The 23,456-nt window shown below is 55.9% G+C and carries 26 protein-coding genes and 1 pseudogene; 13 read left to right on the plus strand and 14 right to left on the minus strand.

Annotated features, from left to right (window positions below; genetic code table 11):
* The first annotated feature begins 1 nt into the window (after position 1).
* The 6 genes from ACP15O_RS05855 (at position 2) to ACP15O_RS05880 (ending at position 4,240) form a co-directional block, all read left to right on the plus strand.
* Entirely contained in the window at positions 2 to 802 is an 801-nt protein-coding gene (locus tag ACP15O_RS05855; RefSeq protein ID WP_425095111.1) for a TniB family NTP-binding protein, read from the plus strand.
* Complete coding sequence (locus ACP15O_RS05860; protein WP_425095112.1) at positions 802 to 2,082, plus strand: TniQ family protein; 1,281 nt, start codon at positions 802 to 804, stop codon at positions 2,080 to 2,082. The genes ACP15O_RS05855 and ACP15O_RS05860 overlap by 1 nt, the downstream gene beginning before the upstream one ends.
* Complete coding sequence (locus ACP15O_RS05865) at positions 2,075 to 2,677, plus strand: hypothetical protein (protein ID WP_425095113.1); 603 nt, start codon at positions 2,075 to 2,077, stop codon at positions 2,675 to 2,677. The genes ACP15O_RS05860 and ACP15O_RS05865 overlap by 8 nt, the downstream gene beginning before the upstream one ends.
* 88 nt (positions 2,678 to 2,765) lie before the next feature.
* Positions 2,766 to 3,248: a metallophosphoesterase gene (locus ACP15O_RS05870; protein WP_425095114.1), complete on the plus strand. Its 483-nt coding sequence runs from the start codon at positions 2,766 to 2,768 to the stop codon at positions 3,246 to 3,248.
* Positions 3,249 to 3,450: 202 nt separating this feature from the next.
* Positions 3,451 to 3,948 (plus strand): hypothetical protein, encoded by a 498-nt coding sequence (locus ACP15O_RS05875; protein ID WP_425095115.1) that lies wholly within the window; start codon positions 3,451 to 3,453, stop codon positions 3,946 to 3,948.
* Positions 3,949 to 4,015: 67 nt separating this feature from the next.
* Positions 4,016 to 4,240: a hypothetical protein gene (locus ACP15O_RS05880; protein WP_425095116.1), complete on the plus strand. Its 225-nt coding sequence runs from the start codon at positions 4,016 to 4,018 to the stop codon at positions 4,238 to 4,240.
* 319 nt (positions 4,241 to 4,559) lie between these two features.
* On the opposite strand, the gene ACP15O_RS05885 is transcribed toward ACP15O_RS05880, so the two are convergent.
* The 3 genes from ACP15O_RS05885 to ACP15O_RS05895 are packed head-to-tail and all read right to left on the minus strand — an operon-like array spanning position 4,560 to position 7,899.
* Positions 4,560 to 5,459 (minus strand): plasmid partitioning protein RepB C-terminal domain-containing protein, encoded by a 900-nt coding sequence (locus ACP15O_RS05885; RefSeq protein ID WP_425095117.1) that lies wholly within the window; start codon positions 5,457 to 5,459, stop codon positions 4,560 to 4,562.
* Complete coding sequence (locus tag ACP15O_RS05890) at positions 5,450 to 6,355, minus strand: plasmid partitioning protein RepB C-terminal domain-containing protein (RefSeq protein WP_425095118.1); 906 nt, start codon at positions 6,353 to 6,355, stop codon at positions 5,450 to 5,452. The genes ACP15O_RS05885 and ACP15O_RS05890 overlap by 10 nt, the downstream gene beginning before the upstream one ends.
* On the minus strand, positions 6,355 to 7,899 hold the full coding sequence (locus tag ACP15O_RS05895) for a recombinase family protein (RefSeq protein WP_425095479.1): 1,545 nt from the start codon (positions 7,897 to 7,899) through the stop codon (positions 6,355 to 6,357). The genes ACP15O_RS05890 and ACP15O_RS05895 overlap by 1 nt, the downstream gene beginning before the upstream one ends.
* A gap of 99 nt (positions 7,900 to 7,998) precedes the next feature.
* On the opposite strand from ACP15O_RS05895, the gene ACP15O_RS05900 reads away from it, so the two are divergent.
* Positions 7,999 to 8,370, plus strand: coding sequence for an XRE family transcriptional regulator (locus tag ACP15O_RS05900; protein ID WP_425095119.1), 372 nt, complete (start codon positions 7,999 to 8,001; stop codon positions 8,368 to 8,370).
* Positions 8,371 to 9,096: 726 nt separating this feature from the next.
* Here ACP15O_RS05900 and ACP15O_RS05905 read toward each other — a convergent pair.
* The 7 genes from ACP15O_RS05905 to ACP15O_RS05935 form a co-directional block, all read right to left on the minus strand.
* Positions 9,097 to 9,876: an HpcH/HpaI aldolase family protein gene (locus ACP15O_RS05905; protein ID WP_425095120.1), complete on the minus strand. Its 780-nt coding sequence runs from the start codon at positions 9,874 to 9,876 to the stop codon at positions 9,097 to 9,099.
* Positions 9,869 to 10,789 (minus strand): DUF6282 family protein, encoded by a 921-nt coding sequence (locus ACP15O_RS05910; protein WP_425095121.1) that lies wholly within the window; start codon positions 10,787 to 10,789, stop codon positions 9,869 to 9,871. The genes ACP15O_RS05905 and ACP15O_RS05910 overlap by 8 nt, the downstream gene beginning before the upstream one ends.
* Before the next feature lie 39 nt (positions 10,790 to 10,828).
* Complete coding sequence (locus tag ACP15O_RS05915; protein ID WP_425095122.1) at positions 10,829 to 11,557, minus strand: NAD(P)H-dependent oxidoreductase; 729 nt, start codon at positions 11,555 to 11,557, stop codon at positions 10,829 to 10,831.
* A 172-nt stretch (positions 11,558 to 11,729) separates the two neighbouring features.
* On the minus strand, positions 11,730 to 13,001 hold the full coding sequence (locus ACP15O_RS05920; protein WP_425095123.1) for a TRAP transporter large permease: 1,272 nt from the start codon (positions 12,999 to 13,001) through the stop codon (positions 11,730 to 11,732).
* Positions 13,001 to 13,495 (minus strand): TRAP transporter small permease, encoded by a 495-nt coding sequence (locus tag ACP15O_RS05925; protein ID WP_425095124.1) that lies wholly within the window; start codon positions 13,493 to 13,495, stop codon positions 13,001 to 13,003. The genes ACP15O_RS05920 and ACP15O_RS05925 overlap by 1 nt, the downstream gene beginning before the upstream one ends.
* A 132-nt stretch (positions 13,496 to 13,627) precedes the next feature.
* Positions 13,628 to 14,620: a TRAP transporter substrate-binding protein gene (locus ACP15O_RS05930; protein ID WP_425095125.1), complete on the minus strand. Its 993-nt coding sequence runs from the start codon at positions 14,618 to 14,620 to the stop codon at positions 13,628 to 13,630.
* A gap of 61 nt (positions 14,621 to 14,681) precedes the next feature.
* Positions 14,682 to 15,584, minus strand: coding sequence for a cupin domain-containing protein (locus ACP15O_RS05935; protein ID WP_425095126.1), 903 nt, complete (start codon positions 15,582 to 15,584; stop codon positions 14,682 to 14,684).
* 214 nt (positions 15,585 to 15,798) lie between these two features.
* Between ACP15O_RS05935 and ACP15O_RS05940 the strand changes: the two genes are divergently transcribed.
* Positions 15,799 to 16,590 carry an IclR family transcriptional regulator gene (locus ACP15O_RS05940; RefSeq protein WP_425095127.1) on the plus strand — a complete coding sequence of 264 codons (792 nt, stop codon included), beginning with the start codon at positions 15,799 to 15,801 and terminating at the stop codon, positions 16,588 to 16,590.
* A 119-nt stretch (positions 16,591 to 16,709) separates the two neighbouring features.
* Here the strand turns inward: ACP15O_RS05940 and ACP15O_RS05945 are convergent, their stop codons facing one another.
* Together ACP15O_RS05945 and ACP15O_RS05950 are read right to left on the minus strand one after the other, a co-directional pair.
* Positions 16,710 to 17,501, minus strand: coding sequence for an alpha/beta fold hydrolase (locus tag ACP15O_RS05945; protein WP_425095128.1), 792 nt, complete (start codon positions 17,499 to 17,501; stop codon positions 16,710 to 16,712).
* Between the two features lie 105 nt (positions 17,502 to 17,606).
* Positions 17,607 to 18,419, minus strand: a complete 813-nt coding sequence (locus ACP15O_RS05950; RefSeq protein WP_425095129.1) for an IclR family transcriptional regulator domain-containing protein — start codon at positions 18,417 to 18,419, stop codon at positions 17,607 to 17,609.
* A 244-nt stretch (positions 18,420 to 18,663) separates the two neighbouring features.
* Between ACP15O_RS05950 and ACP15O_RS05955 the strand changes: the two genes are divergently transcribed.
* The 4 genes from ACP15O_RS05955 to ACP15O_RS05970 are packed head-to-tail and all read left to right on the plus strand — an operon-like array spanning position 18,664 to position 21,470.
* The gene (locus ACP15O_RS05955; protein ID WP_425095130.1) at positions 18,664 to 19,344 is read left to right on the plus strand and encodes a 3-oxoacid CoA-transferase subunit A; all 681 of its coding nucleotides are present in this window, start codon (positions 18,664 to 18,666) and stop codon (positions 19,342 to 19,344) included.
* A gap of 13 nt (positions 19,345 to 19,357) precedes the next feature.
* Entirely contained in the window at positions 19,358 to 20,020 is a 663-nt protein-coding gene (locus tag ACP15O_RS05960; RefSeq protein WP_425095131.1) for a 3-oxoacid CoA-transferase subunit B, read from the plus strand.
* A 26-nt stretch (positions 20,021 to 20,046) separates the two neighbouring features.
* Positions 20,047 to 20,535, plus strand: coding sequence for a nuclear transport factor 2 family protein (locus tag ACP15O_RS05965; RefSeq protein WP_425095132.1), 489 nt, complete (start codon positions 20,047 to 20,049; stop codon positions 20,533 to 20,535).
* Between the two features lie 29 nt (positions 20,536 to 20,564).
* A complete protein-coding gene (locus ACP15O_RS05970; RefSeq protein ID WP_425095133.1) occupies positions 20,565 to 21,470 on the plus strand; it encodes an MBL fold metallo-hydrolase in 906 nt (301 codons plus the stop codon).
* Between the two features lie 43 nt (positions 21,471 to 21,513).
* On the opposite strand, the gene ACP15O_RS05975 is transcribed toward ACP15O_RS05970, so the two are convergent.
* Positions 21,514 to 22,149: a glutathione S-transferase family protein gene (locus ACP15O_RS05975; RefSeq protein ID WP_425095134.1), complete on the minus strand. Its 636-nt coding sequence runs from the start codon at positions 22,147 to 22,149 to the stop codon at positions 21,514 to 21,516.
* Between the two features lie 29 nt (positions 22,150 to 22,178).
* Entirely contained in the window at positions 22,179 to 22,631 is a 453-nt protein-coding gene (locus ACP15O_RS05980; protein ID WP_425095135.1) for an acyl-CoA dehydrogenase family protein, read from the minus strand.
* A gap of 57 nt (positions 22,632 to 22,688) precedes the next feature.
* Here ACP15O_RS05980 and ACP15O_RS05985 point away from each other — a divergent pair.
* Positions 22,689 to 23,405, plus strand: a pseudogene (locus tag ACP15O_RS05985) (biotin/lipoyl-containing protein); the annotation flags it as partial.
* Positions 23,406 to 23,456 lie beyond the last annotated feature (51 nt).

Below are 23,456 nucleotides of genomic sequence, written 5' to 3' on the forward strand. Positions count from 1 at the left end.
GATGGCCCATCTATTCAATCGACACAAGCACCTGGCCCGACTCGAGCCCAACAAGATAAAGGCGGAGGCGATCAGCCTATCGGTTCCATCCCCGGCAACGCTGAAGCACGTCGGAATGTCATGCCTGAATGCGATCGGCTACCCTATCCGTCGCGATCGTACGGCGGGCATCATCTGGGAACTCCTGCGGAGCCATTTGCGGGAACGTGAGACGCTGTTCTTGCACCTCGACGAGGCACAAGATCTGCACATCAACCGTAACGAACGCGAGATGCAGTCCGTCGTCAATACACTTAAATCTCTCATGCAAAACCCGGTGTGGCCAACCGGTCTGATTTTGAGCGGGATGCCAGCTTTAAAGGATTTACTGCACCTTGATCCACAGCTGTCACGACGCTTCATACCAATCCATCTCGCTCCGATCAGCTTCACAACCCACGGGAACATCTTGCCTGAAGTCGTGGCCAACTACCTCGCCGCAGCCAAACTTCCCATTGCGGATGGAACCTACGATTCCGAGTTCACAAAACGTTTGATCCACGCTGGTGCTGGCGAGTTGGGGCTCGCGATTGAAATCATCATTGCGGCAATCGAAGAGGCTCTGCTGGCTGATCATATGACGGTTGGTTTGGATGACTTCGCATCAGCGTTCCGGCGTCGGTCGGGATGTGTCGATGATCTGAACCCCTTCATTACTGAAGATTACCGCACTGTCGATGCGCGCAAATTGCTTGCGGAGGTCGACGAGGATGAGCCGGATGCCCTGATGCCGCACGCTAAGAAACGCCGGAGGGGAGCGTGATGCAGCTTGGATTGACCCTACCTCTTCGCCCTGCACAAACGACCACCTCGCTGGTTACAAATATCGCAGCCTTCAACGGCAGCCAATATGTGCAGGATTTCTCGCTAGATATGCGGATAAATTGGAAAGGCCTTGTCAAAGGCCTTTCTGAAGAACTCGATCTCGTCTCCAAACTATCAGGCGTGCCGCGCGAGCAGATGGACAAGTATGCCAGCCGTCTCGTTGTCGAACCTGGTGGTCGTAAGAGCTTTGTGATGGCGGGGCAGCACCTGTCAAATCGGCAGTTCGCGCGTGGCAGGCTGCGGGTTTGCCCGAAATGTATCATGGAAGACAAAACCAGATTTGGAGATTTTGGTCCCTACACACGTGTCTACTGGCACGTCTCATCGATCCGGACCTGTCCAGAGCATCAGGTCGCGCTGCTGGAGCTTCCTGCAGCGGAATTCCCGCGTGACATCCATGACACCTTTGGTCGCATCAGAGATCACTGGAGCCTAATCGAGGCGGCTACGCGGTGCCTGGAATTCCGAAAACCCTCATCCTTTGAGCGGTATCAAATCAAGCGATTGGACGGGCAGAAGTCGAAAGACTGGATTGATGAACTGCCCTTCGAAATCGTTGCAAAAACATCGGAAATGTTGGGCCTGGTTTGTGCCTTCGGTCCCCAGAAGGCCTTTTCAACTACTAGTGATGCAGAGCTTGCCGAGGCCGGCCGTCTCGGATTTGAGGCGTTCCGCAAAGGAAAGCAGGGAATAGAAGCTGCGCTGAGTGGCGTGCAAAGTCACTCGGTTGGTTTTCGCTCGGGCCACTACACCGATTTTTGTCATCTCGCGCGCTGGCTGGACCGTCGAACTCATGACGAGCGTTACGATCCTATTTGCGAGGTTTACCGCGATTTTGTCTTTCGCAATTACCCGATTGGGCAAGGCGAGATCGTGTTGGGGAAACCTTGCCCACAGCGACACCTGCATTCCTTCGCCACAATAGCAAAGGAGTTCGACATCGATCCCATTCGCTTGAAGAACCTATTGTGGGGTTTTGGTTTTGGGAACGGCAAGCGAACCAGAGCGCTCTCCACCTGCGAGATCGGATACTTTCCAGCTACTGAAAGCGAGGCAAAAAATCGAGAGATGTTAGATGTGGTGGACCGCGTGGAAGCCGCGAAGCGACTTAATATAAACAGGCCGCTATTTGACCGTTTGCGAAAAAATCGGAGTCATCCAGCCAGCGGCAACATTCGAAGGCTTGAAAGGGCTATACCAGCCCGATCATTTGGATGAGGTTCTTGCGCGCTTTCTCAATCGCGCTGAACCGATCGATGATTTGGTTGGAAAGCAAATGGATGTTGGCGTCGCCTGCAACAAAGCCAAAGTTAAGATCGAACACGTTGTTCCGCTGATTTTGGATGGTCGTCTGAAATGGCTCGGAAGGCAGAAAAGCGTTGAGGGCCTGGCCGCGCTTGCCGTCGACCTCGAAGAGATCCTCGACCTGTTCGAGGGCCCACCTTTGCAGGGATACACGAAACAAGAGCTAAAAAGATTGTTGCGCGTCAACGATCCAACGATAACCCATCTGATTCAGGAAAAATACATCCGGGCACAAAAGACACGGCATCCGCGTTCACGCCGCCCGATGTCGGTCATTCCGCATGAGGCCTATGACGCGTTTTTGAAGCGCTATGTGACTCTGGGCATCCTCGCGCATCAAATTGACACACAGGCCAAGCATGTGTCGTCCCGGCTCGAGAAGCTGAAAATTGATCCGATACAGATGGCGCCTCGGTTCAGCAAAATCTATGAACGCGAAAAGTTGGACGGATTAATTGAAGGCGACATGTGGGTCTCGGGTCCGTCGTTGCAAGCGGAAGGTTGTTAAGATGGTAAATTGGTACACTGCCGACACCCACTTCGGGCATGAAAACATAATTGGGTTTTGCGATCGGCCATTTCGTGACGCTGGGCACATGGATACCGTGTTGATTGAAAACCTTTGGTCCAAGGTCGGTCCCAATGATGATCTATGGATCGTCGGTGACTTTGCATTCGGTCCGAAGGCCAAAGAAGCCACCTACCTAAACGGCATCTTTGGGCAGCTACCTGGTGCTCGGAAGCATTTGATAATTGGCAACCACGATCTTGAACCAACGCTAATGCTTCCGTGGGACAGCATCTCGCATCTGGTCGAGATCCGCGACGGGCCACACGATCAATCCCATACTCTCTGTCATTATCCGATGATCACCTGGAACTATGCACGCCGCCAATCCCTCCAATTCTTTGGCCACGTCCATAACAACTGGCGTGGATCACGGAACAGCGTGACTGTCGGTGTCGATGTTTGGGATTTCATGCCGGTGCGGTTTGAAGATATCACACGACGTGCCAAATCGCTGCCGGTCAACAAGCATTGGCAGGATGTTGAGCGCAATGCGAGGGAGCTCAAGTAATGGAGAAATCTATTATTTTTGGATTGGAGGTAGCCAACGACCGCAGCGTTCGGCCCACCGACACCGCAAGCGAAGAGTGATTGGCTCATGTGTATGACTGACGAGCAGTCTCCACTGCTATTCATTGCAACCCGGTGCCACCATTGGAAAGCGCGTACGGCGTTCAAACCCGTCCAAGCGATACTAAGTGAGAGAGAACAAAATGGATCCCATCCAAAACGAGGCCCAAAGCAAAGCACCCAGTTCGACAGACAGACCTGAAATGGTGTTGGAGAAATGGTTGATTTATGCGACTGGCGCAGTGGCTGCGGTCGTCCTAAATGCCCTATCTGGCTCAGGTGATCACCCGCACTTAGCGGCCATGTTGATCAGATGGTTTGCAGCAATACCACTCTTGATGGCAGGCATTTACTATGCTGGATTGGTGTATTTTAGGCGTTACAAGATACCAGAGCCTTTAGAAGTGGATCGACGGCCCAAGTGGATGATCTCGGTCGTCGACTACTTGGCAAACAAAACACCAGAAAACATGAAGACCGTCATTGTGTGGTCCACGGAAACTTACCTCCTGGTTTTCATGCTAGCAGTTTCGGGACTCTGCTTGCTTTTAGGGTGGGCACTACTTGCCGACGGGTTCGAATTGTTTAACCGGGTAAATTCGCTCCTTTACCAGCAACAGCTTGATTCACTGACCCCTTAGTATGTTCCAAGCATCAGCTTACGCCGATGCTTGGAACGACGGCGGTCAGCAATAGAGGAACACATCAATGACTATCGAAACTTCGAGCGCAGAAACCATTCTGCCCGCAAACGCATCTGCACTGATTGCAACCGTTGCAGGCGATCTTGAGTTCATCATGGCCCATGGGCCGGACGACTCTGAAGTTCCGGCCAATGTACAATTGCTGTGCGCAGTACTCTTGCGCGGCAAAGATCCGGTCTGGGTCAATAAAATGTCCTCATGGCTTGAGGCGCAAAACGGCACCATATGAGCAAGTGGCATTTTCGATGGGCGGCACCTCGAAATAGAGGCCTGTTCGAACGCATACAGCAGACGACGGGCTAGATGTCCGAGAAAACAGAGCCTACTTTAGCGGCCAAAACATCCGCAAGCGACAGGGCTCATTTTCGTCACATACAACCAAACTAATGTGACTTTCATCAAGCATGTTGCCCGGCGTGATGGGCCCCGACGGGTTCGCCGCCCTCCCCATCGCCGCACTCGATCCGCCCCACAGTGCGGCGCCTCCTGCGGTCCCCGCGCTTGATGGGTCCGGGTCCCCAATAACCGTTTCAATCAGCCGCGAGAGATCATGAAGTGAAGGCCTCGTTCTCGGTAATTTTTTCAAATGCGGGTAAAAACGCGTCATGGTGCAGCGACAAGTAACGCGTAATCCGGTCGCAGCGCATCAGTTTCGCGATGTAACCACGGGTCAGGACCAAATTGAGATGATCGGCACCAAAGCTGTCTTCAACAAGGCGGACTTCGCGTTCCAGGTTGGCAGACTCGCGCTCCATAAGCTCCAGTTGCTCGCGTGAAATACCTTTGATCTTTTTTGGCGTTGCCGCCGACACTAACTGGTTTTCGGGCGTCGCGGCCAGAAGCGATCGGGCATAGTTGATCGTGAACTTGTTCATGGCGACCATGAGTTGCGCCGCTTCAATCTGCCGGATGGGCTTCATTTTTTTCAGAATCTGAAACCCGGTCAAAGCCACTTGTTTGTCTTTCAACAATTCCGCCGCCTCATCGCAGATACCATCCAGAAGCTGGCGTTTCTGTTTCAGGGTCTTGATGTTGACATTGAGCGCGCGCGCCAGACGGGCCTCGGGCACGCCAAGAGAGAGGGCTCTCAGGATCATCTTGTGCTCTTGAATGGTCGCGAGACGAGAGATGCGTTTGTTATACGTGAAGGCTTCATCGTCGGTGGAGACAAGACATCGCGCATGTGTCTGACCCTGGTCCTTCAAAACCTCAAGGCGCAGATGCCCATCAAGCAATGTATATTGACCAGCGTTGTTAGGGTCGCGGGACACGACAATAGGTTCAACAAGGCCAATTTCCAGAACAGATGCCGAGATCTGTTTGAACTTAATGCTGGCCTTCTTTTGCGGGGTGACCACGTAGAGTGGCGCGATCTCATCGAATGGAAGCGTTACCAGCTCCTGTTCAAAAGCAGCCGCAACGGTCCGTTCTTTCCGGGTCACTGACATTTGGATGTCTCCTTGGGCTGCATTAGGCGCTCTGCAATTTGTTTTGGCAGACTGGCCACCCCTTCGGCGCGAAGCAATGTGACGAAGTTTTCGTCAGCCATCAGCACCTTGAGCGCTTGTGTCAGAAAAAGCAGTTCGCTCCGCGTTGCGCCTGCCTTTCTCAGCAACACCTTCTTTTTCTCGACATCGTTTTCATAGGTCTTGAGCAGAGTCTCGACAGATAGACTCTTGCGTGGCCGTTCGACAGTGTTCGCGCGGCCCTTGCCGTGTTTCTGGCGCGCTTCAACAAGACGCTTGGCTGCAAGGAGTCTTCCGCCGCGTAGGAGCTTTTTCTCATAAGCCTGCCGGAGAACACGTTGCACGCCGACATCATCGGCGTCCGCAATGTCAACGGCAACACTGACCGGAATCTTACCGCTCTCCACTGCACGCAGGAGGCGATGTTCATGACTTTCCAGAAGCTTAATAACGCCGTGGACATACTTCTTGGACAGCTGGGTCTTGGCGGCGATTTCAGCTGCGGAATATCCGCATTCCTTGAGCCGCCCAATATCTCTGAGCAAATCCAGCGAATGGTGCTGCCTGCGCGCCAGATTTTCTACCAGGCTCATGACAAGGCAGTCTTCGCTGCTGGCATTGATGACGATTGCCGGGATTTCAGATTGGCCAAGAACCTTGAATGCCTCCAGTCGGCCCTGGCCGCAGACCAATTCGTATACCGGCTTGTCTCCGTTTTCAGTCTCACGCGCCGCAACCGTAATGGGTCTTTTCAACCCAAGCTCTGCAATGTTCGCAGTGATCTCATCGAACACCTTTTTGTTCCTGAGCCTTGGGTTGACTACAGTGATTGCATCGACGGGAACAAGAACAGTGTGCTCGACTGGGGCGTGGTTCATCACGCGACCTCCAGTATCGGCGCCCGTGCAGCCATGTCGAAGAAATGCGCCAGACTGCCTGCGCGGAATGCATCAAGGGACAAGCCGTTGTTTTCCGCCAAGCGTAACTGTGATTTGGTCATGTCAAAGGTAGGCAGCAAGTAGTAGTCGAGGGGCGCGGTATTGGCCTGTCCCATCCTGACGACGATGGACAGGTCCGGAAGCTGGCCGGTGCCCAGGCGAATGTTCCAACGATACGCGCCCGCGCCTGTTTGCAGACAGCGGGCGATGACAATGGAAACGGTGAACTCGTCATTGATGATGAGAGTGTCTGCATTGTGGCTTTGGGCGACATTTCCACCAACGGCTTCGACCCCGGCGATGATGTCCCGGACGATGTCGGAATGCAGGCTGCGCAATCGTCTGTTGATCTCAATGTAACGGTAATCTCTGTCAGGTTTGAAGCCAACGAGGCTGTAAGCACGCAACAGGCTACCAAATCTGTTCTGGTAGGCCCCGCTTGATGGAAGCTTTGGTGCTTCATTGATGACAAAGCCTGAGAGGTAGCCGTTTTCTTCCAGTACCTCCTTCAGCCGATCCAGCATTTCGTCGTCGGACAAGACATGTGAACGAGCTGCAATGATTGCTCCGGCAGCGTTGAACAGGTTGGTGTCAACAATTGCTTCAAAGGCACCAACAGCACGGACCCAGTTTTCCGGATCGTTCTGGACATGGCGTTTCTTGAGTTTGAAAGAGTGGCGATTCCAGAGATTGTTCCCGATGTATTTTTCGTTGGTCAGCATTTGACGTACAACCGCTGGTGACCAGTCCCGATCCAGATCGGTTCGGATGCCGCGTCGGTTCAGGTCTGACGCGATTTCGGCTTCTGACCAACCATCCTCCACAAACCTCAAGAAGATCTGGTTTACTATAGCGATTTCATCAGCCGGACCCGGAACAAGCGTAACCCGGTCGGTTTGAATACTCTTGTGCTCTCCTCGCGACAGGATGCCTTTGGTACGACCCGCTTCATCGATCAACATGCGTCGCAGCCCGAACCCAGGTGCGCCGCCTTGTCGATAGCCCAACTCAATCAGCCGGCGCTGTCCTGCAAAGACCTTTTGCGACAGCTCGCGACTGTATTCGCCAGCCATCGCGCGCTTGACGCCTTTCACAATGGTGGAAACGGGGCTTCCGTCATTTTCGAATTGCTCGGCGCAATACTCGACAGAAATGCCTGCGCGCTTGCAGATATACTCATAATAGGCGCTTTCATCCGCATCCTGAAAACGGCCCCAGCGACTGACATCATAGACGAGGACCGTTTTGAAATCGGTCTCACCTGCTTCGATGTCGTAGATGAGTTGCGAAAGACCGGCTCGGCCTTGAATGCTCAACCCGCTTTTGCCAGCATCAGAATAGGTTTGGATGATCTTGTAGCCGCGCTCGATCGCATATCGCTGGATGGCGTCGGCCTGGTTTTCGGTCGAGTACCGCTGGTGCTCGGTCGACATACGGACGTATTGCGCTGCGTTCCGGCGTTGTCCTCCGTCCGACTTGTTAATTGGCCAACTCAATGACGTGCCCCTCCATATTCAAGTTCGTAATTTTGCGCAGCTGTTCTGCGATTCCTTTCACGAACTTATCGGAAGGGAGACGGAAACATGTTTCATAAAAAGGGCAACATCTTTCATGGAGGCAGCCAGGATCTGGTGTCGGCTGTAGAATATCGAGAGGCAGTTAGGTCTGCGCTGACTTATGAGCTGGGTGGCGCGGGCCGAGCGGCGAAAGCAACGATAAAGTGGACAGGAGTAAGCGAAAGAACCGCAAAGAACTGGATAGCGGGTTCATACGGCCCAAGCGGTGAGCATCTGATTGGCCTGATGAAGCATTCGGATGCAGTGCTGGATGTGGTTTTGCAGCTAGCCGGACGCAATGAAGCTTTGGCGATGGAGCGCGTGCGGATTGTCAGGCGAGAATTGGTAGAGGTTCTGAAAATGCTTGATGAAGTATGTGTATCACAAAGTGAGAATTAACCCGGGACCTAGATATTTGATGGTTTTCTTGCAGTGGAAAAAATCTTTGTCGAAAAAGGAAAAACTGTAGTCGGCGAACTTTCTAATAGTTTTTATAAATCAAGCAGATAAGATATCGAAAAAGGAACGATCTCGTGTCATTTCACACGAAGACTTAGACGATTTCGACGTGTAGCCGTGTTTTGCGTGGCTACCACTGTTTCAGATTTCGCGCGGCTTGGGGCGTTACAAAGCGCTGGGATTGTGGTGCAGTAGAATCATTTCCCCCGCAGGGGCAGGCGGTTAGGTTCCGCTCGTTTCAACCTCAGCCTTAGCCATGAAACTAAATGGGCGGCTTTGGGTGTGATCCCGCATACATCGGTCGGGAAGGTGCATGCCGTGGGCTGGGGCGGGCGCGGGGTTTGCCAGCCTAAAAACAAATTCCAGACATGTTCAAAATCCCTGCAACTCTGTAATTTTGCCGAAAACATATATAACACATTGATTTCAATTATGCTTTTCGCACCTCTTTTTGGCGACCGAAAGTAACAAAAAATCGACTTTTACGCGTAAGTCACTGATTTTTATCAATACATACCTTTTGACACACCTCGCGCAAAAGAAAGGTATGTATACACGCCAGTATGCGGCGCAGGTGTCACCGGCTTCAATTAGCGGCCTGGAAACGGTATTGATTGAAACGCCAACCCGCGCAATTGGACTATAGAAATCAGTCTCCTCATCCGTTTATTCGCTTTCATTGCACTTTCCACGAGACACAACGCCCTGGGCCGCGTTTCCCAGCAGGGATTGATCAGAGCCGCATACGAAAAGTGTAACGCCCTTAGCGTGCCATGCCGCAATTTGGTTTGGGTTGCCTACAAAGAGGCCAATGGGAGTATCTGCCCGCTGACTCGCAGCTATAATACGTTCAATCGCCGCGTCCAGTTCGTCAGACGGATACCCCACCTGCATGGATTGGGCCAGATCGGCAGGGCCAATGAACAGCATGTCCACGTCTGCTATCGCGGCAATGTCGTCCAGATTGTCCAGGGCACAAGCATCTTCGATCTGCACCATTACCACGCTGCGCCCATCACACAGCGCTTGATACTCGGGTATCGCAATTCCGCCGTAATTTCCCGCACGCGGAGATGGAGAAAGGCCACGCTTACCTCGGGCAAATCGCACTGCATCGCAGACCGACTCGGCGTCGGGTTTGTCCAGAACGTGGGGCACCATGACCCCGGTCAGCCCCAGATCAAAGAGCGGGGCAATCCAGTCCCGCGTTGCGCCCCAACGTCGCGACAGTAAAGGCAGGCCAGACGCTTTGGACGCCAGCGCCATCATATCCATCTGGGCGATGCCAATTGGGGCGTGCTCTTGGTCAACCACAGCAAAATCCAACCCGGCATGGGCAAGGATTTCAACATTCTGGGGCGCAGGCGTCTTGATGAAAGTGCCAATCAACAGCTCTTTGGCTTTGATTCGGGATCTGAGGTCTTGCATTCGGGTTCCCTTATCCATTCAGGCCGATGGCATCGGCAGCGTTGCTGGCGACCATCTGACGGATTTGCGCATCCGAGTACCCCAGCCCGATGCAGGCGGCGATGCCGTTCTGGAAACCTTCGAGCGGTGTGATCGTACCCACCTGCCCCAGATCAGAGCACAGGATGGTGCGTTCCGCTCCGACCAGATCAATGAAATCGCGCAGTTCCTCATCCGTACGATTTTTGAACTTGGAGCCTTCGGCAAAAAACGCCAGCGAATGTTCAACATAGGCCCCCATGTCGGCGATTTCCTTGGTGTCCTCCATCGAGGCGCCGACGATATCTTCGGGATGGGTAAAGATCAGCTGCTCCACCCCGCGTTTCTTGGCCTCGGCAAAGACGATCTTGGTTTCAGACACATGGATATGACCACTGGCCAGCGCCATGCCGGTGGCGGCCATGACGTCCAGCAAATCCAGCACCTCGGGTCGTAGTTTGTCATCGTCACACAAAGGCACAGCCGACGCCGGGCGTATTTTCTGAGTCGAAGCCGGATGTTCCCACCCGGAAGAGCGCTCCCATTCCAGATGGTTTTCGGCGGCCAGCGTCGGCAGCCAGACAATCCGCCCGTCCATCGCCGCAGTGTGTTCGACCGCGTAGGGGTTAATCCCCCCCACCACGTTGTTGAGCACAATGCCCGAGTAAACCTTGGTGGCCAGATCAGGGTAGTGATCTTGTACCATCCGCGCACAGATCACGCCGGAATAGTCATGATCCTTGGTCACCATCGCGGCAAACCCGTTGTCCGAATACACCTGCGCCAACTCCAGATGATCGACAGCGCGAGGCGCGATTGAAGGGCCTGAATGCACATGCGGATCCACTGCACCTTTTAGGATGTCCGCAATGCGCGCGGCCTCTTGGACTTTGATGCTTTCGATGTCATTCATGGGAGCCTCCTGCTTATTGGTGTTCGTGTCTGTCATGGCTTATCCTTTGCGCGCCCACGCGCCTTCGGGCACGGTGTCTAGCGCGGTGCGCCAATCATCCGTGCGTTGAATGGGCCGTGCTGCAAGGTCGAGCGCTGCTTGGGCCGCAGCCGCAAGGTATTCGGCGCGGGCGGCAGCATCGGTGCGCGGGACGCCATAGCTGACCACCGGCTCAGCCACCTCAAACCCCATGTATTCCAGCGCCAGCTTGCGAATCGGCATTAGCAGCGGGCCGATGGGGCCATAGACACCCGTGTCAGAGAACCGTTCCCGCGTGCCGCCGGTGGTGACACTGATCATGGCGTGGCGGCCTTTGAACAACCCGGTGTCAAAGCGACGCCCATCAACATAGGCAAATCCATAGCTCAGCACGCGGTCGATCCAGCCCTTCATCAGGGCGGGCGCACCACCCCACCACAGCGGAAACTGCAAGATCACATTGTCCGCCCGCGCTACGCGGGCCTGTTCGCGCGCGATATCAGCGGCGAAAGCCATGTGCCGCGCGGCATGGGCCTGTTCGGCCTGCACATGAAAACGACCTGGATCGGCAACGCTGTCTATATCATGGCGCCCAATGTCCGCGCGGAATCTCTCGGCCGCCAAGTCCGAGATGACCACCTCGTGCCCCGCCACGTGCAGCGCATTCGCCATATTATGCGCCAGCGCATGATTGAACGAGCCCGGTTCGGGATGGGCGACCACGATCAACGTATTACGCGCGTCTGACATGGCTTAAAATTCCACCTTGTCAGCGCCACTTAGGCTCAGCATCTCACGGGTCTCATGCACAGCGGTGGCGGTTCCCTCGACTGTGATAAGCTGATGCCGCGCACTCGACGAGGAGCGAATCCCAACCGTCACGGCACAGGAGATGATGATCTTACGTTTGGCCATTTGGTCCTCAGAACAGGGCGCGTGGAATGAACAGGGTCAGTTGGGGGAACAGCGCGATCAGGGCCAGAATGCCAAGACAGATACCGACCAGCGGCAGGGCCTCGCGGATGACTCGCGTTACTGGCTCGCCTGAAATCGCCGAGGCGATAAACAACAAAATGCCCACCGGAGGTGTTGCCATGCCGATCACCACGTTCAACACCACCACGGTGCCGAATTGCACAGAGTCCATGCCGATGATGGCCTGCATTTTCAGCAGGATCGGCATGGTTAGGATCAGAATCGAAATCGGCTCAAGGAACATCCCCAGCACCAGCAGGAACAAGTTCAGAAACAGAAGGATTATCCAAGGATTATCGGTGATCTGAAGCATGGCATTGGCGATCAGGGTCGGGACTTGTTCCAGTGTAAACACAAAGGACACGATGCTGGCCATTGAGGTGATAAACAGGATCGAGGCTGAAACCAGCGCCGTGGCGATCAGCGCATTCCAGACTCGCTCCACAGTCAGATCGCGGTAGATAAACCCGATGAACAAGGCATAGGCAACGGCAACAGCTGCCGCCTCGGTCGGGGTGAAGATGCCTGCCTTGATACCCACCAGAATGATCAGAGGCAGGATCAATGCGGGCAGGGTGCGGCGGGTGGCGGCCAGCCGTTCGGCCAGCGCCATCTTATCGGTCACCGGAAAACCATCGCGCCGGGCGCGCCAACTGGCGTATGTCAGCAAACCTAGGGCAATGCCAATGCCTGGCACCACCCCGGCTAAAAACAACTGGCCGATCGAAGCGCCGGACAGCACGCCGTAAATGATCATAGTTATTGAGGGCGGGATGATCGGCCCCATGACCGAACTGACTGCGATCAATGCCGCAGCGTAGGCAGACGGCATCCCTTGTTTTGACATGGTCGGGATCAGGATTGTTCCTAGCGCCGAGGCCTCGGCCGTGGCACTGCCGGAAATCCCCGCGAAAAAGCCAGAAGACAGGATCGACACAGACGACATCCCACCGCGTCGATGCCCGACCATCGCGCGGGCGAAGTTGACGATCCGATCAGTCACACCGCCCACATTCATCAACGAACCGGCCAGAAGGAAAAGCGGAATGGTCAACAGCACGAACTGATCAATGCCCGCGATCATCCGCTGCGGCAGCATCAGGGCCATCATGCCGTTGCCCGATAGGTACAGATAAATCGTGCCGCCAATCCCTAGCGCCAGCGCGATCGGAATGCCACTAGCCAGCAGCCCGGCGAATACAAAAAAGAAACTGCCCATCACTGTGCCCCTTCGGACGGCGGAGGGCCGTCGTAATCTGTGTTTTTTAGGAATTCAGGGCGAAACCGGGTGATCAGATCAGCCAGCACATGCAGCGCCATCAGCGACAGGCCAACAGTGACCGACACATAGACCCAGCGTATAGACAGGCCCAAAGGAGCACCAGTTAAGGTTTCCCAGATGAAATCCAGCGCCGGGATGGTCTGACGATCAAAGTTCGAAGCAAAGTCATAGCCATGCCACGCCATTAGCCCCAGAAAAAGCAGGATCGGCACGGCCATAACGGCGCTTAACAGCCATTTTCCGCGCGGGGGCAGCTGCGCAGGCACGAAATCCAGCGCCACGAATTCGCCTCGCGTGTAGGCCATGCCAAGCACTAAGAATGTCTGCCAGATCAACAGGTAACGGCACAGCTCTTCAGCCCAGATAAGTGAGTCCCCAAGGACATAACGGGCAAAGACCTGTGCGATCATGATACCCACGATCGACGTCATGCACAGGCCAGCTAAAACGCGTATGGCCCATAAATAAGTGCGGATGATCCATGGAAGTTGGGGTGCCGTTGACATGACCTGCCTTTCAGGTTGCCCCCCGCACGCCTAGAAAGACGTGCGGGGGGTGGACATTTATCCAGCGGCGGCGACCAGCTCGGAAATCAGCGGATTCTTGGCTGCCCATTCAGAGGTCATGCCGGCGGTTTTTGCGCGCATCGCGTCCAGGTCGGTCAGCTCCAACACTTCGACACCTTTGGCCTTCAGCGTTTCCCGGCCCTCTGCATCCTGCGTCTTGGCATAGTCCAGCGTTGCGGAAACCGAACGGCGACCGGCTTCGGTCACTGCGGCTTTCTCGTCGCTGCTCAGCGTGTTCCAGTAGCGGTCTGACATGAGGGTGGTCATGTGCCACGGGTAGTGGCCTGTCAGGGTGAAGTTCTTGCCGACCTCCCACAGGTTTTCGCCCAGCATAGACGACACGTTGATCTCGACTGCGTCCAGAACGCCGGTTTCCAGCGCGCCGTAAATCTCGCCATAGGGCAGCCCTACGGGCGCGGTACCAAGAGTTTCCCAAATCTGTTTGTGCAGGGGCACCGGCACGATGCGGGTTTTCAGGCCGGACAGGTCATCCAATGACGCCACCGGATCTTTGACCGATAAGAAGTGACGCTGGCCGGTGTCGGCGGTAGCCAGGCTGATAAGCCCAGCTTCGCGCAAATCGTCCTGAATTTTCAGGCCAACCTCGCCCAGGGCCAATTCGCCGAAGTGATCATAGTCCCGCACCAGGAAAGGCAACTGCCAAGCGTTCATAGCCAAACGGCCAGTAACCAGTGGGACCAACACGCCAGACACGGCGGTGACATCCATGGTGCCCGCGACGGTGCCTTCCAGCAACTGCTTGTCCCCGCCTAGTTGGCGGTTAGGGAAAATGTTGATATTGAAAGCGCCGGGCATCAGCTCTTCCAGCGTTTCGGCAAAGCTGGTGGCGAGACGGTGGCCTGGGTGTACTTCGCTGGCCGCGTGGGCAATCTTCATGGATTTCCCGGCGGCACGGGCCACATGCGGCGCAGCCAGCGCACCTGCAAAGGCTGCGGCCCCTGTACGCAAAAGAGTTCTTCTAGTGATCATCGGCATCTCCTCCCGAAATATGTGATCGTATGAGTGTTTTATGATTCAGCCCCGACGGTGGTCAGTCTGGCATGGGGTAGTCCTCGGCGTTCAGCACCCAGCCCGGCTTTGCCGAAAAATCCTCTCGCGGGGGGCTGAAAATATCGACCAGATCATTCTCTCCCGCACCTGTTGCCCGTGTGGTGTGGATGACGGGGGGCGGGATCACCAGCATCGACGGAGCCCCCATTTTTACGGCGCGATCTTCGCGCCAATCGGCCATATCGCTGGTCCAAGCCCATCGCAGATAATGGGTAAAGTCCCCCTTTAGCGCCAAAGAGCCTTGCTCGAAATCATCATGGTGGTGCGGAGACATCTTGGACGGGTCACGCGGCCCTTCAAACGGTTCAAGCACGTTGATCATCAGGGTCGTGCAACGGAATATCCGGCCAAACCGCCCCTCTTGTTTGGGCACATCCAAGCTGTATGACCGGATTTTCCAGCCGCCCACCGGATCGGGCCAGGGTGTGAACTCGGGAATGTGGCCGCGTGGCACCTCATAACCTTGGGCATTGACGCAGGCCTCGGCCAAATCGGTGTTCCGGGTCGAAAAGAACCGCACAACCACACCGCCTTCCGGCAGGCACAGACTGCTGTCTCCGGGCGGAACAAAGGTCAGACTGTTGCCCGACACCTCTTCAGCGCTGCCTCTCCAACTGACCACCGCCTCGGCTTTGGGCAGCAATACCGCGTATTCATCTTGTTGCGCGTCCCGCGTAAAAACTGCCCCCGGCGCAGCCTCGGTGTAGGCCACAAGAAAATTATGGCCACGCAACAACCAAGTCTTGCCCGAGGCATCGTTAATCTGGGGGGGCGAGGCATAAAAGAACCCTTCTTGCGGCTCTGCGATCAGCCCGGTTTGGGCAATCGTACTTGCAGCTGGTTTCGACACCAAGGACGCGCGCGGATCAGATTTATCATACATGCTGTATCCACCGCGTCTGGCGACGGAAACACCCGCATGAAAAACCTGCGACTTCATCTAACAATTTTGCGTCCCTCCCTTGATTTTGTTTCACTATGCAATACACTGTTGTGCAATACAGAACGTAAACAACGACTCGCAGAGCTGTCAAGCATTGCGTGAAAAACCGTCTTCACGGGTGTGAGCGGACATACGATTGAAAGTGGAATCGCCAATGGCATCCGAAAAAGACAGCAAAACCGATCTGATCCAAAGTGTCGCCCTTGCCCTGCAACTCCTTGAAACTCTTGCAAATACGGACTCAGATATCGGCGTAACCGCTTTGGCATCGGCATTGGGAACGACCAAAAGCCGGATTCATCGCCACCTGCGAACCTTGATGTCTTTGGGCTATATTACGCAATCCGCCCAGACCGAGCGCTATCGAATCGGTTCGCGCCTGATTGCTTTGGGACAAGCTGCATCCGGCTCTGCCGACCTGACCTCGGTCGCGTTGCCGCACATGAGGGTTTTGCGCGACACCACGGGCCATGCAGTCAGCTTAGGGCAGATTGAAAAGAACGGGATTCGCATCCTCAACACTCTGCACGGCAACATGCAGATAGATGTAGGTGTGCGCCCTGGCTCTTTGCTGGGCTTTACCAATTCGGCCCAGGGCAAGGTCGCCCTGTCCACCATGTCAGAGAAAGCCCGCAGCGCCGCTCTTCCGCGTAAGCTGACGGCCGCCACCCAGTTTACCATCACGGACCAGGACGAGTTTAAAGCCCACATCGCCACCATCCGCAAACAGGGCTGGGCGACGGCTCCAAATGAAACCATGTTGGGGCTCAACGCGTTGTCTTGCCCGATTTTCGATGCAGGCGGCAAAACTATCGCCACCATCGCAATTGTAAGCCTGACCCAGTACATAGAATCCCCCCCAGACGCCAAACAAGTCCACGCCGTGTCTGAAGCCGCGCGGCGTATATCGGCGGAACTGGGCTATGTACCTGCGAGCACTCAATAACGTGGACCATACCGGGGCCCTTTTACAACAATTTTGCTCAATCACAGCCTGATCAGATAATACTGGATTCTCTTCTGACGGGTGAAATCAGGTATCTATGTACTGCCAGCGCACTAATTCTAGCTGACCGCCGCAACCAATTCCGTCAGCATCAACGCCACCTCCTCGGCAGCGTGATCGGCAACGTGGTGGCCCGCATCAAGGCTTCGCAACTCCGCCCCCGGTGTGAGCGCAGCCAACTCTTGCATGTACTCTGGCGTGCGCAATAGATCATGCGCACCCGATCCGTACCAGACGGGGCAAACGATCCGCTTCAAATCGTTTCGCACGTCCGACGCCGCCAACATACGGAAGAAATGCGCAAACGAGGTCGGATCGTTGGCATACCAGCGCCCACGAACTTCGGCAAAATGTCCCGGATGGCGCTGCCGGTAGCGCTCAGGATAGGTGCGGTCGAGCAGGATTGGCTCCATCGCGCGCATCCCCTCGGCCTCCATTTTGTCGGCCAGAGCCAGTACGCCCTCGTGCCCCCCGTCGATCACATTTAGCGCCGGATCGAGCGGCGCAATGGCAAGGCAGCGCTCCGGGGCGTCCAGCGCGAACTGCACTGCAATCGCCCCGCCAATCGCGCAGCCGGCCACCACCACCGGCTCGGTGATCCCCAGATGGTCGAGCAGCGCAGCCACATCCGCCGCCACCGCAGCGAAACTCGGCGTGGCGCTCAGCTTCTGTGATTGGCCCATACCACGCATTTCCGGCAGTACCACACCCTGGTCTGCCGGCAGATGTTCCATCACCCAATCCCAACTTTCGATAGAGCCGCCCATCTCGTGGATCAGCACAAGATACGGACCCTTACCGTACCGGACATGGTAGCGCAGCACCATTTCGTCACTCTCAAACCAGCGCATCTTTTCTCCATATGTTCGCAATACGGACTATTGTCCGGCAATTTGAGGGCAATATTTGCACAGCCCTTTTGCAAACATCAAGGAAAAGCAGCGCACCTGGTGCCGCTACCAGCCCATCGTACCAGAAAGTTTTTGCGCGGACTTCAGCAGCTCGGGCAGAAAATCGTTGCGCAGCTCATCCACGTTGTGGCGTGCCGATATGGTCGAAGCGTTCAGCGCCGCCATGGTTCGCCCGTTGGGGCTGCGGATCGGCACTGAGATCGAACGGATACCGATCTCCAGCTCCTCATCGATAATCGCATAACCCTGCTCACGTATCACACGGATCTCCTGCCAGAAGCGCTCCATGTCGGTGATCGTCTTCTCTGTAAGCTGCTTGAGCGGATAGGAGCGCAGCCAATTGTGCAGATCGCTGTCGGAAAGCGAGGCAAGAAGCACTCGCCCGATCGAGGAGCAGGCCGCTGGCAGCCGTGTGCCGTTCACAATACGCGACGAGTAGATCCGCCGCACTTCTACCCGCTCGATATAGATAATGTCTTCGCCATCGAGGATGCCCACCGAGGCCGACTCGTCAAGCGTGCTGGTCAGCTCCTTCAGGATCGCCGCCGACCCTTCGCCCACGCCAAGCGGCATCAGGAAGCCACGCGAGAGGTTGATCAATTTTGGAGTGAGCCAGAAGAATTTTCCATCGGTATCAACATAGTGAATCTCGGCAAGGGTGAGCAGTAGCCGCCGCGCCGTACCACGGCTCAGATCGGTGAGCTTGGCGGCATCGGTGAGCGTAAGCCGTCCGCGCTGGCGCACTGCTTCGTCAGATGTGAAACACTCCAGGATCGACATCGCTCGTCCTACTGCGCTCACGAAATCCGTGCGGCGCGTGTCCGATCCGGCTTCGATCACCTCATTCTTTCCTGGCATTCACACCCTTCCTCAATAGCGCACTCAGGCCGACCATACACAATTTTCGACACTTGCACCCGTCTCATAGCACGTCACTCAAAAACGGACAATCGTCCGTATAGCAGACACACCCTTGACATGCTATTTGCTGACGTGCATTTTTTGGACAACTGTTCACATTGCGGACATTTGGCGGGAAGGAGCCGGCGCCATTGCTGGCGACGTTGCGTTGAAACCACCGAGAGACGAGGATCAAACTGGAATGATTGACAAATTTGCCCCAGGCATCGCTGAGGCGCTCGCAGAGGTTCCCGATGCAGCCACCATCCTTCTTGGCGGCTTTGGTGCTGTTGGACAAGCGAATCCACTCATTGAAGGGCTGTTAGACACTGGCGTGAGCAACCTCACAATCGTGGCCAATAATGCCGGATACGGCAAAGTCGGACTGGCGCGGCTGCTTAGGGAAGGCCGTGTGCGCAAGTTGATCTGTAGCTATCCGCGCATCGCCGGATCCACCATTTTCGAAGAGCTCTACAGCGCTGGCAAGCTAGAGCTAGAGTTGGTGCCTCAAGGCACGCTGGCCGAACGGATGCGCGCCGCAGGCGCTGGCATCCCAGCCTTCTTTACTCCCACTGGCGCCAACACACTGCTCTCGCAGGGTAAGGAGATCCGCGACTATAACGGCCTCCCCCATGTGCTCGAAGAAGCACTTTACGGCGATGTCGCACTGATCGAAGCCTGGGAGGCCGACAGGTGGGGCAACCTCACCTACCGCGACGCAGGCCGCAATTTCAATCCAATCTGCGCCATGGCAGCCAAGCTCACCATCGCCCAGACGCAGCACACCCGCGAATTGGGCGAGCTGAACCCCGAGCACATCATAACTCCGGGCATCTTCGTCGATAGGGTGGTTCATGTCCCATGCGGCGATCCAGTCGGTTAAGGAGGCACAACCTATGTCAGAACAAAATTATTCCCCCCGTGGCCGCAGCGCCATCGCCAAGCGCGTCGCCGAAGACATTCCTGAAGGCTGGTATGTGAACCTCGGTATCGGGGTCCCTACGCTGGTAGCCGATCAGGTACCCGAAGAGCGCGAAGTGGTGTTTCACGCTGAAAACGGCATTCTCGGTATCGGCCCGTCCCCGGCGCCTGAAGATGTTAATCCGTGGCTCATTAATGCGGGCAAGCAACATATCACGCTGATGAAAGGCGGCTCGTATTTCCATCACGCCGATAGTTTTTCTATGATCCGAGGCCAGCATCTCGATCTGTGCGTTTTGGGCGCTTATGAGGTGGCGGCCAATGGCGATCTGGCCAACTGGGCGCGCTCCTCTACCGATACCGCGCCCGCTGTAGGCGGTGCGATGGATCTTGCCATCGGTGCCAAGCGCGTCTGGGTCGCGATGCAGCACCTCACCAAGGATGGCACCCCCCGCCTTGTGGAGCGCTGCTCCTACCCGCTCACATCGGCTGCCTGCGTCAAGCGCATCTTTACCGATCTTGCTGTGATTGATGTCACCCCGCAGGGCTTCGAAGTCCGCGAAATCATCGACGGGCTGAGCTTTGACGAGCTACAATCCAAAACGGGCGCGCCCTTGATCATGCGGCAAGCCGCCTGATCCGCGCCACGAGGGAGGAGGCCACCATGGCAGACACGATTGAAACCCGGCTCAAAGCACTGGAAGATCGCGCCGAAATCGCAGAACTTCGCGCCCGCTATTGCCACGTACTCGATCACCGCGACTGGGACGCGCTGGCTGAGATGTTCACCGAAGACGGCGAATTCAACGGCCTCGCACACGCTAAAGGCCGGGCCGAGATACACCAGTTTTTCAGCGGCTTTGTCGATAGCATGGCCGAGGGCTTCTGGCATTTCTGCACCAACCCCACGATCCAGCTGAACGGTGATACCGCCACAGGCCGCACCTCAATGCAATATCTGTCGGTGAAACAAGGCGTCAGCTATGTTTCCGCCGGACATTACGACGATAAGCTGGAGCGCGTGGATGGCGTCTGGAAGTTTCGCGAGCGCAAGATCACCTTCTACTATTTCGCGCCGCTCTCTGAAGGGTTTGTCGGCAAACCAACCTATATCGAAATCGACGGCACACCGCGCGTGCCCCAAACGGCCTGAGCCTTTTACGGCAAAAAGGGAGAGACTACATGATTCAAACACGACAAATCGGCAAGGCCCGCGTGTCGCGCGTTGTGGAATATTCCGCGCCCACCCATGATCCGGCGTTCCTGTTTCCCGATCTCGCGCAGACCGATCTGGACGCGCTAGCCGGTAAGCTTGCGCCGCATCACTACGTGCCGGCAATGAACCGCCTCGTGGTCACTATCCAGATGTGGGTGGTGCAGATCGACGACAAAGTGATCATCATTGATACCGGCGTCGGCAACGATAAGCCGCGCACCGCGCCGCGCATGAAGAGCCTCAACAACCGTGTGGGCGAATGGCTCGAAGCCGTGGGCGCGGGTTTCGATAAGGTCACGCATGTCGTGCAGACACACCTGCATTCCGATCACACCGGATGGAACACGGTGCTTGAGCGTGGCAAATGGATCCCTGCTTTTCCAAATGCCCGCTACCTGATGCCGAAAACAGATTACGACTACTGGGTAGACGCCATCACCAAATCCCCCGACATTGCAATGGACAACAGCTGGGAGGATAGCGTGGCCCCCATTGTGGAAGCCGGGCTGGTGGAGTTCATCGCGGATGACGCGGGTGAAATCCTTGGCTGTCTGTCGGTCGAGCCAGTGCCAGGGCACACACCGGGTATGCTGTCCTACCGGCTGCGCTCGGAAGGTGAAGAGGGCCTCTTCTGCGCCGACGTGTTTCACTCACCCGTTCAGATTTACAAACCAGAGATCAACACCGCCTATTGTGTGCTGCAAGATACCGCCCGCGAAACCCGCGCGCGCGTTCTGGCCGAGGCTGCCGACAGCGGCGCACTGATCATGCCAATGCATTTTGGCCTCCCCTGCTGCGGATACATCCGCCGGGAAGGTGAAGGGTATCGGTTCGAGCCCGCGAGCTGGCCAGATTTGAAACTGCCCGCATAAGGCCCTCAGAAAAAGCCCCGACCATCTGGCCGGGGCTTTCTTTTTATTCCTGCGGGCGCGGGTCGTCCTGAAACTCCGTCGCCTTAAACGAGGGCCGCTCTAGTAACCCGTCATGCAACACCGCAAGCGCAGGGCGGGACTTGCGCCACGCCAGCTCATCAAAACGGAAATCAAGATAGCACAGTGCAACACCAATAGAGATATGGCCCGCATCGAAGTCTCGCGCAGCCAGGCGCTCTGCGTTGGCTTCCAAATAATCTAGAGCTGACTTAAACTTGGCCGCACACACATCGAAAACCCGCGGATCCTGTCGAGCTGCCTCACGCATGTTTCGTTCGATCAGCAATGTCACGCCGACTTCGATTATCCCATGTCCTAGTGCCTCATCCGACAAAGCCTGAATCCGATTTGCATCTGCCGGAAACAGACAGGGCCCAAGCTCCGATTGCATGTCCGCCCATTCCATAAGAACGCGCGAGTCCCAGATCGGCGGCTGCCCCGCACGTTCAAGCGTCGGGATCTTGGCCAGCGGGTTCGTGGCGAAAAAATCCTGAGGCGGATACATCGGATCCGCGAGCGTCCGAACTGTTTCGATCTGCTCTGTCAGGCCTTTTTCATGAATCGCGACCATAACCTTGCGCACATAAGGCGAGCGGGGCGACCAGTGTAATGTGTCCATATTCTTCTCCTCCAAAAGGTTCAGGGCTGTCAGCGCCACGCCGCCATGCCAGTGATATCGCGTCCATGAATGAGCGCCAGTATGCCTTGTGTGCCGTCGGGCACTTGGAACACGCGGGCGTCAGCCCAAAGCTGCGCCAGGCCCAGCTCTTCGGTGACGCCCATGCCTCCACAAAGCTGCATCGCGGTATGTATTGCTTTGTTTGCATTCGCCGTGGCCAGCCGTTTGGCCATCGCTGAGAGCCCGTTCGAGCGCGCGCCCGTATCGAGCGTGGCCAGCGCCATTAGGCAGGTGAGCCGGGCCGAGGTGATCCCCGCATCCATGTCCGAAAGATCCTGTTGAACAAGCTGTTTGGCCGCTAATGGCGCTCCGAATTGCTTCCGGTCAGCGACATGTGCCAGCGCGATGTCATACGCCCGTCGCGCGACGCCAAGCGCCATCAAGCCGATCAACGGACGGTTCGCGTTCCACACGATGGTCATGTATTTCCCGGCGTCCCCAGGACTACCGATCAAATGGTTCAACGGCACCTCAGTGCGATCAAAGGTCACCTCGCACAGGTGCCCCTGTTTGAGCCCTGCCAATTCCGTTTCCCGGAAGGCATCGTAGACAAGGCGCTGAAAGGCGAAAAGCCGAACACCGACCGCCCCGGCAAGCATTTGAAGCCGGTAGATATGGAAGCGACCCGCGCAGATTTATCCAAACAGCTTCAAGGCTTTGAGGTCGATGATGAGGATCTGAACGGTTACCTGATGTATCCAAAGGTCTTCTTGGATTATATGGGCCGCCACCGTCAGTATGGCCCTGTGCGCACATTGCCAACGAAAACGTTCTTCTATGGCATGGAGCCGGGCGAGGAAATTTCCGCAGAAATCGATCCTGGTAAGACCTTGGAAATCCGCTTGCAGGCTGTCGGAGAAACCGATGAGAACGGCGAAGTGAAAGTCTTCTTCGAACTTAACGGTCAACCACGCGTGATCCGTGTTCCAAACCGCATGGTCAAAGCTTCAACGGCGGCGCGGCCAAAGGCAGAACTTGGCAACGCGAACCATATCGGCGCGCCGATGCCGGGTGTGGTTGCCTCTGTTGGAGTAACGGCTGGCCAAGAGGTCAAAGAAGGGGATCTGTTACTGACACTCGAAGCAATGAAGATGGAAACTGGCATCCACGCAGAACGCGATGCCTTTGTGAAGGCAGTCCACGTTACGGCAGGGGGCCAGATCGACGCAAAAGATCTGCTGGTTGAGCTAGAGTAAGAGAAACCGAAAAGAGAAGACCCGCTTATGAAAGTGCTTGGGTTTCAACAC

The organism is Youngimonas ophiurae (nom. illeg.) (genome assembly GCF_049803795.1).
In the GTDB taxonomy this organism is placed as follows: domain Bacteria; phylum Pseudomonadota; class Alphaproteobacteria; order Rhodobacterales; family Rhodobacteraceae; genus Thalassobius.

Bases quoted from the DNA above. Each gene is read 5' to 3' on its own strand.
- ACP15O_RS05920 (WP_425095123.1), bottom strand. From the start codon at position 13,001: ATGGGCAGTTTCTTTTTTGTATTCGCCGGGCTGCTGGCTAGTGGCATT.
- ACP15O_RS05940 (WP_425095127.1), top strand. From the start codon at position 15,799: ATGGCATCCGAAAAAGACAGCAAAACCGATCTGATCCAAAGTGTCGCC.
- ACP15O_RS05955 (WP_425095130.1), top strand. From the start codon at position 18,664: ATGATTGACAAATTTGCCCCAGGCATCGCTGAGGCGCTCGCAGAGGTT.
- ACP15O_RS05980 (WP_425095135.1), bottom strand. From the start codon at position 22,631: ATGACCATCGTGTGGAACGCGAACCGTCCGTTGATCGGCTTGATGGCG.
- ACP15O_RS05975 (WP_425095134.1), bottom strand. From the start codon at position 22,149: ATGGACACATTACACTGGTCGCCCCGCTCGCCTTATGTGCGCAAGGTT.
- ACP15O_RS05905 (WP_425095120.1), bottom strand. From the start codon at position 9,876: ATGGATAAGGGAACCCGAATGCAAGACCTCAGATCCCGAATCAAAGCC.
- ACP15O_RS05885 (WP_425095117.1), bottom strand. From the start codon at position 5,459: ATGTCAGTGACCCGGAAAGAACGGACCGTTGCGGCTGCTTTTGAACAG.
- ACP15O_RS05875 (WP_425095115.1), top strand. From the start codon at position 3,451: ATGGATCCCATCCAAAACGAGGCCCAAAGCAAAGCACCCAGTTCGACA.
- ACP15O_RS05925 (WP_425095124.1), bottom strand. From the start codon at position 13,495: ATGACGTCGATCGTGGGTATCATGATCGCACAGGTCTTTGCCCGTTAT.
- ACP15O_RS05945 (WP_425095128.1), bottom strand. From the start codon at position 17,501: ATGCGCTGGTTTGAGAGTGACGAAATGGTGCTGCGCTACCATGTCCGG.
- ACP15O_RS05900 (WP_425095119.1), top strand. From the start codon at position 7,999: ATGTTTCATAAAAAGGGCAACATCTTTCATGGAGGCAGCCAGGATCTG.
- ACP15O_RS05860 (WP_425095112.1), top strand. From the start codon at position 802: ATGCAGCTTGGATTGACCCTACCTCTTCGCCCTGCACAAACGACCACC.
- ACP15O_RS05970 (WP_425095133.1), top strand. From the start codon at position 20,565: ATGATTCAAACACGACAAATCGGCAAGGCCCGCGTGTCGCGCGTTGTG.
- ACP15O_RS05870 (WP_425095114.1), top strand. From the start codon at position 2,766: ATGGATACCGTGTTGATTGAAAACCTTTGGTCCAAGGTCGGTCCCAAT.
- ACP15O_RS05855 (WP_425095111.1), top strand. From the start codon at position 2: ATGGCCCATCTATTCAATCGACACAAGCACCTGGCCCGACTCGAGCCC.
- ACP15O_RS05910 (WP_425095121.1), bottom strand. From the start codon at position 10,789: ATGAATGACATCGAAAGCATCAAAGTCCAAGAGGCCGCGCGCATTGCG.
- ACP15O_RS05880 (WP_425095116.1), top strand. From the start codon at position 4,016: ATGACTATCGAAACTTCGAGCGCAGAAACCATTCTGCCCGCAAACGCA.
- ACP15O_RS05915 (WP_425095122.1), bottom strand. From the start codon at position 11,557: ATGTCAGACGCGCGTAATACGTTGATCGTGGTCGCCCATCCCGAACCG.
- ACP15O_RS05935 (WP_425095126.1), bottom strand. From the start codon at position 15,584: ATGTATGATAAATCTGATCCGCGCGCGTCCTTGGTGTCGAAACCAGCT.
- ACP15O_RS05930 (WP_425095125.1), bottom strand. From the start codon at position 14,620: ATGATCACTAGAAGAACTCTTTTGCGTACAGGGGCCGCAGCCTTTGCA.
- ACP15O_RS05960 (WP_425095131.1), top strand. From the start codon at position 19,358: ATGTCAGAACAAAATTATTCCCCCCGTGGCCGCAGCGCCATCGCCAAG.
- ACP15O_RS05950 (WP_425095129.1), bottom strand. From the start codon at position 18,419: ATGCCAGGAAAGAATGAGGTGATCGAAGCCGGATCGGACACGCGCCGC.
- ACP15O_RS05965 (WP_425095132.1), top strand. From the start codon at position 20,047: ATGGCAGACACGATTGAAACCCGGCTCAAAGCACTGGAAGATCGCGCC.
- ACP15O_RS05890 (WP_425095118.1), bottom strand. From the start codon at position 6,355: ATGAACCACGCCCCAGTCGAGCACACTGTTCTTGTTCCCGTCGATGCA.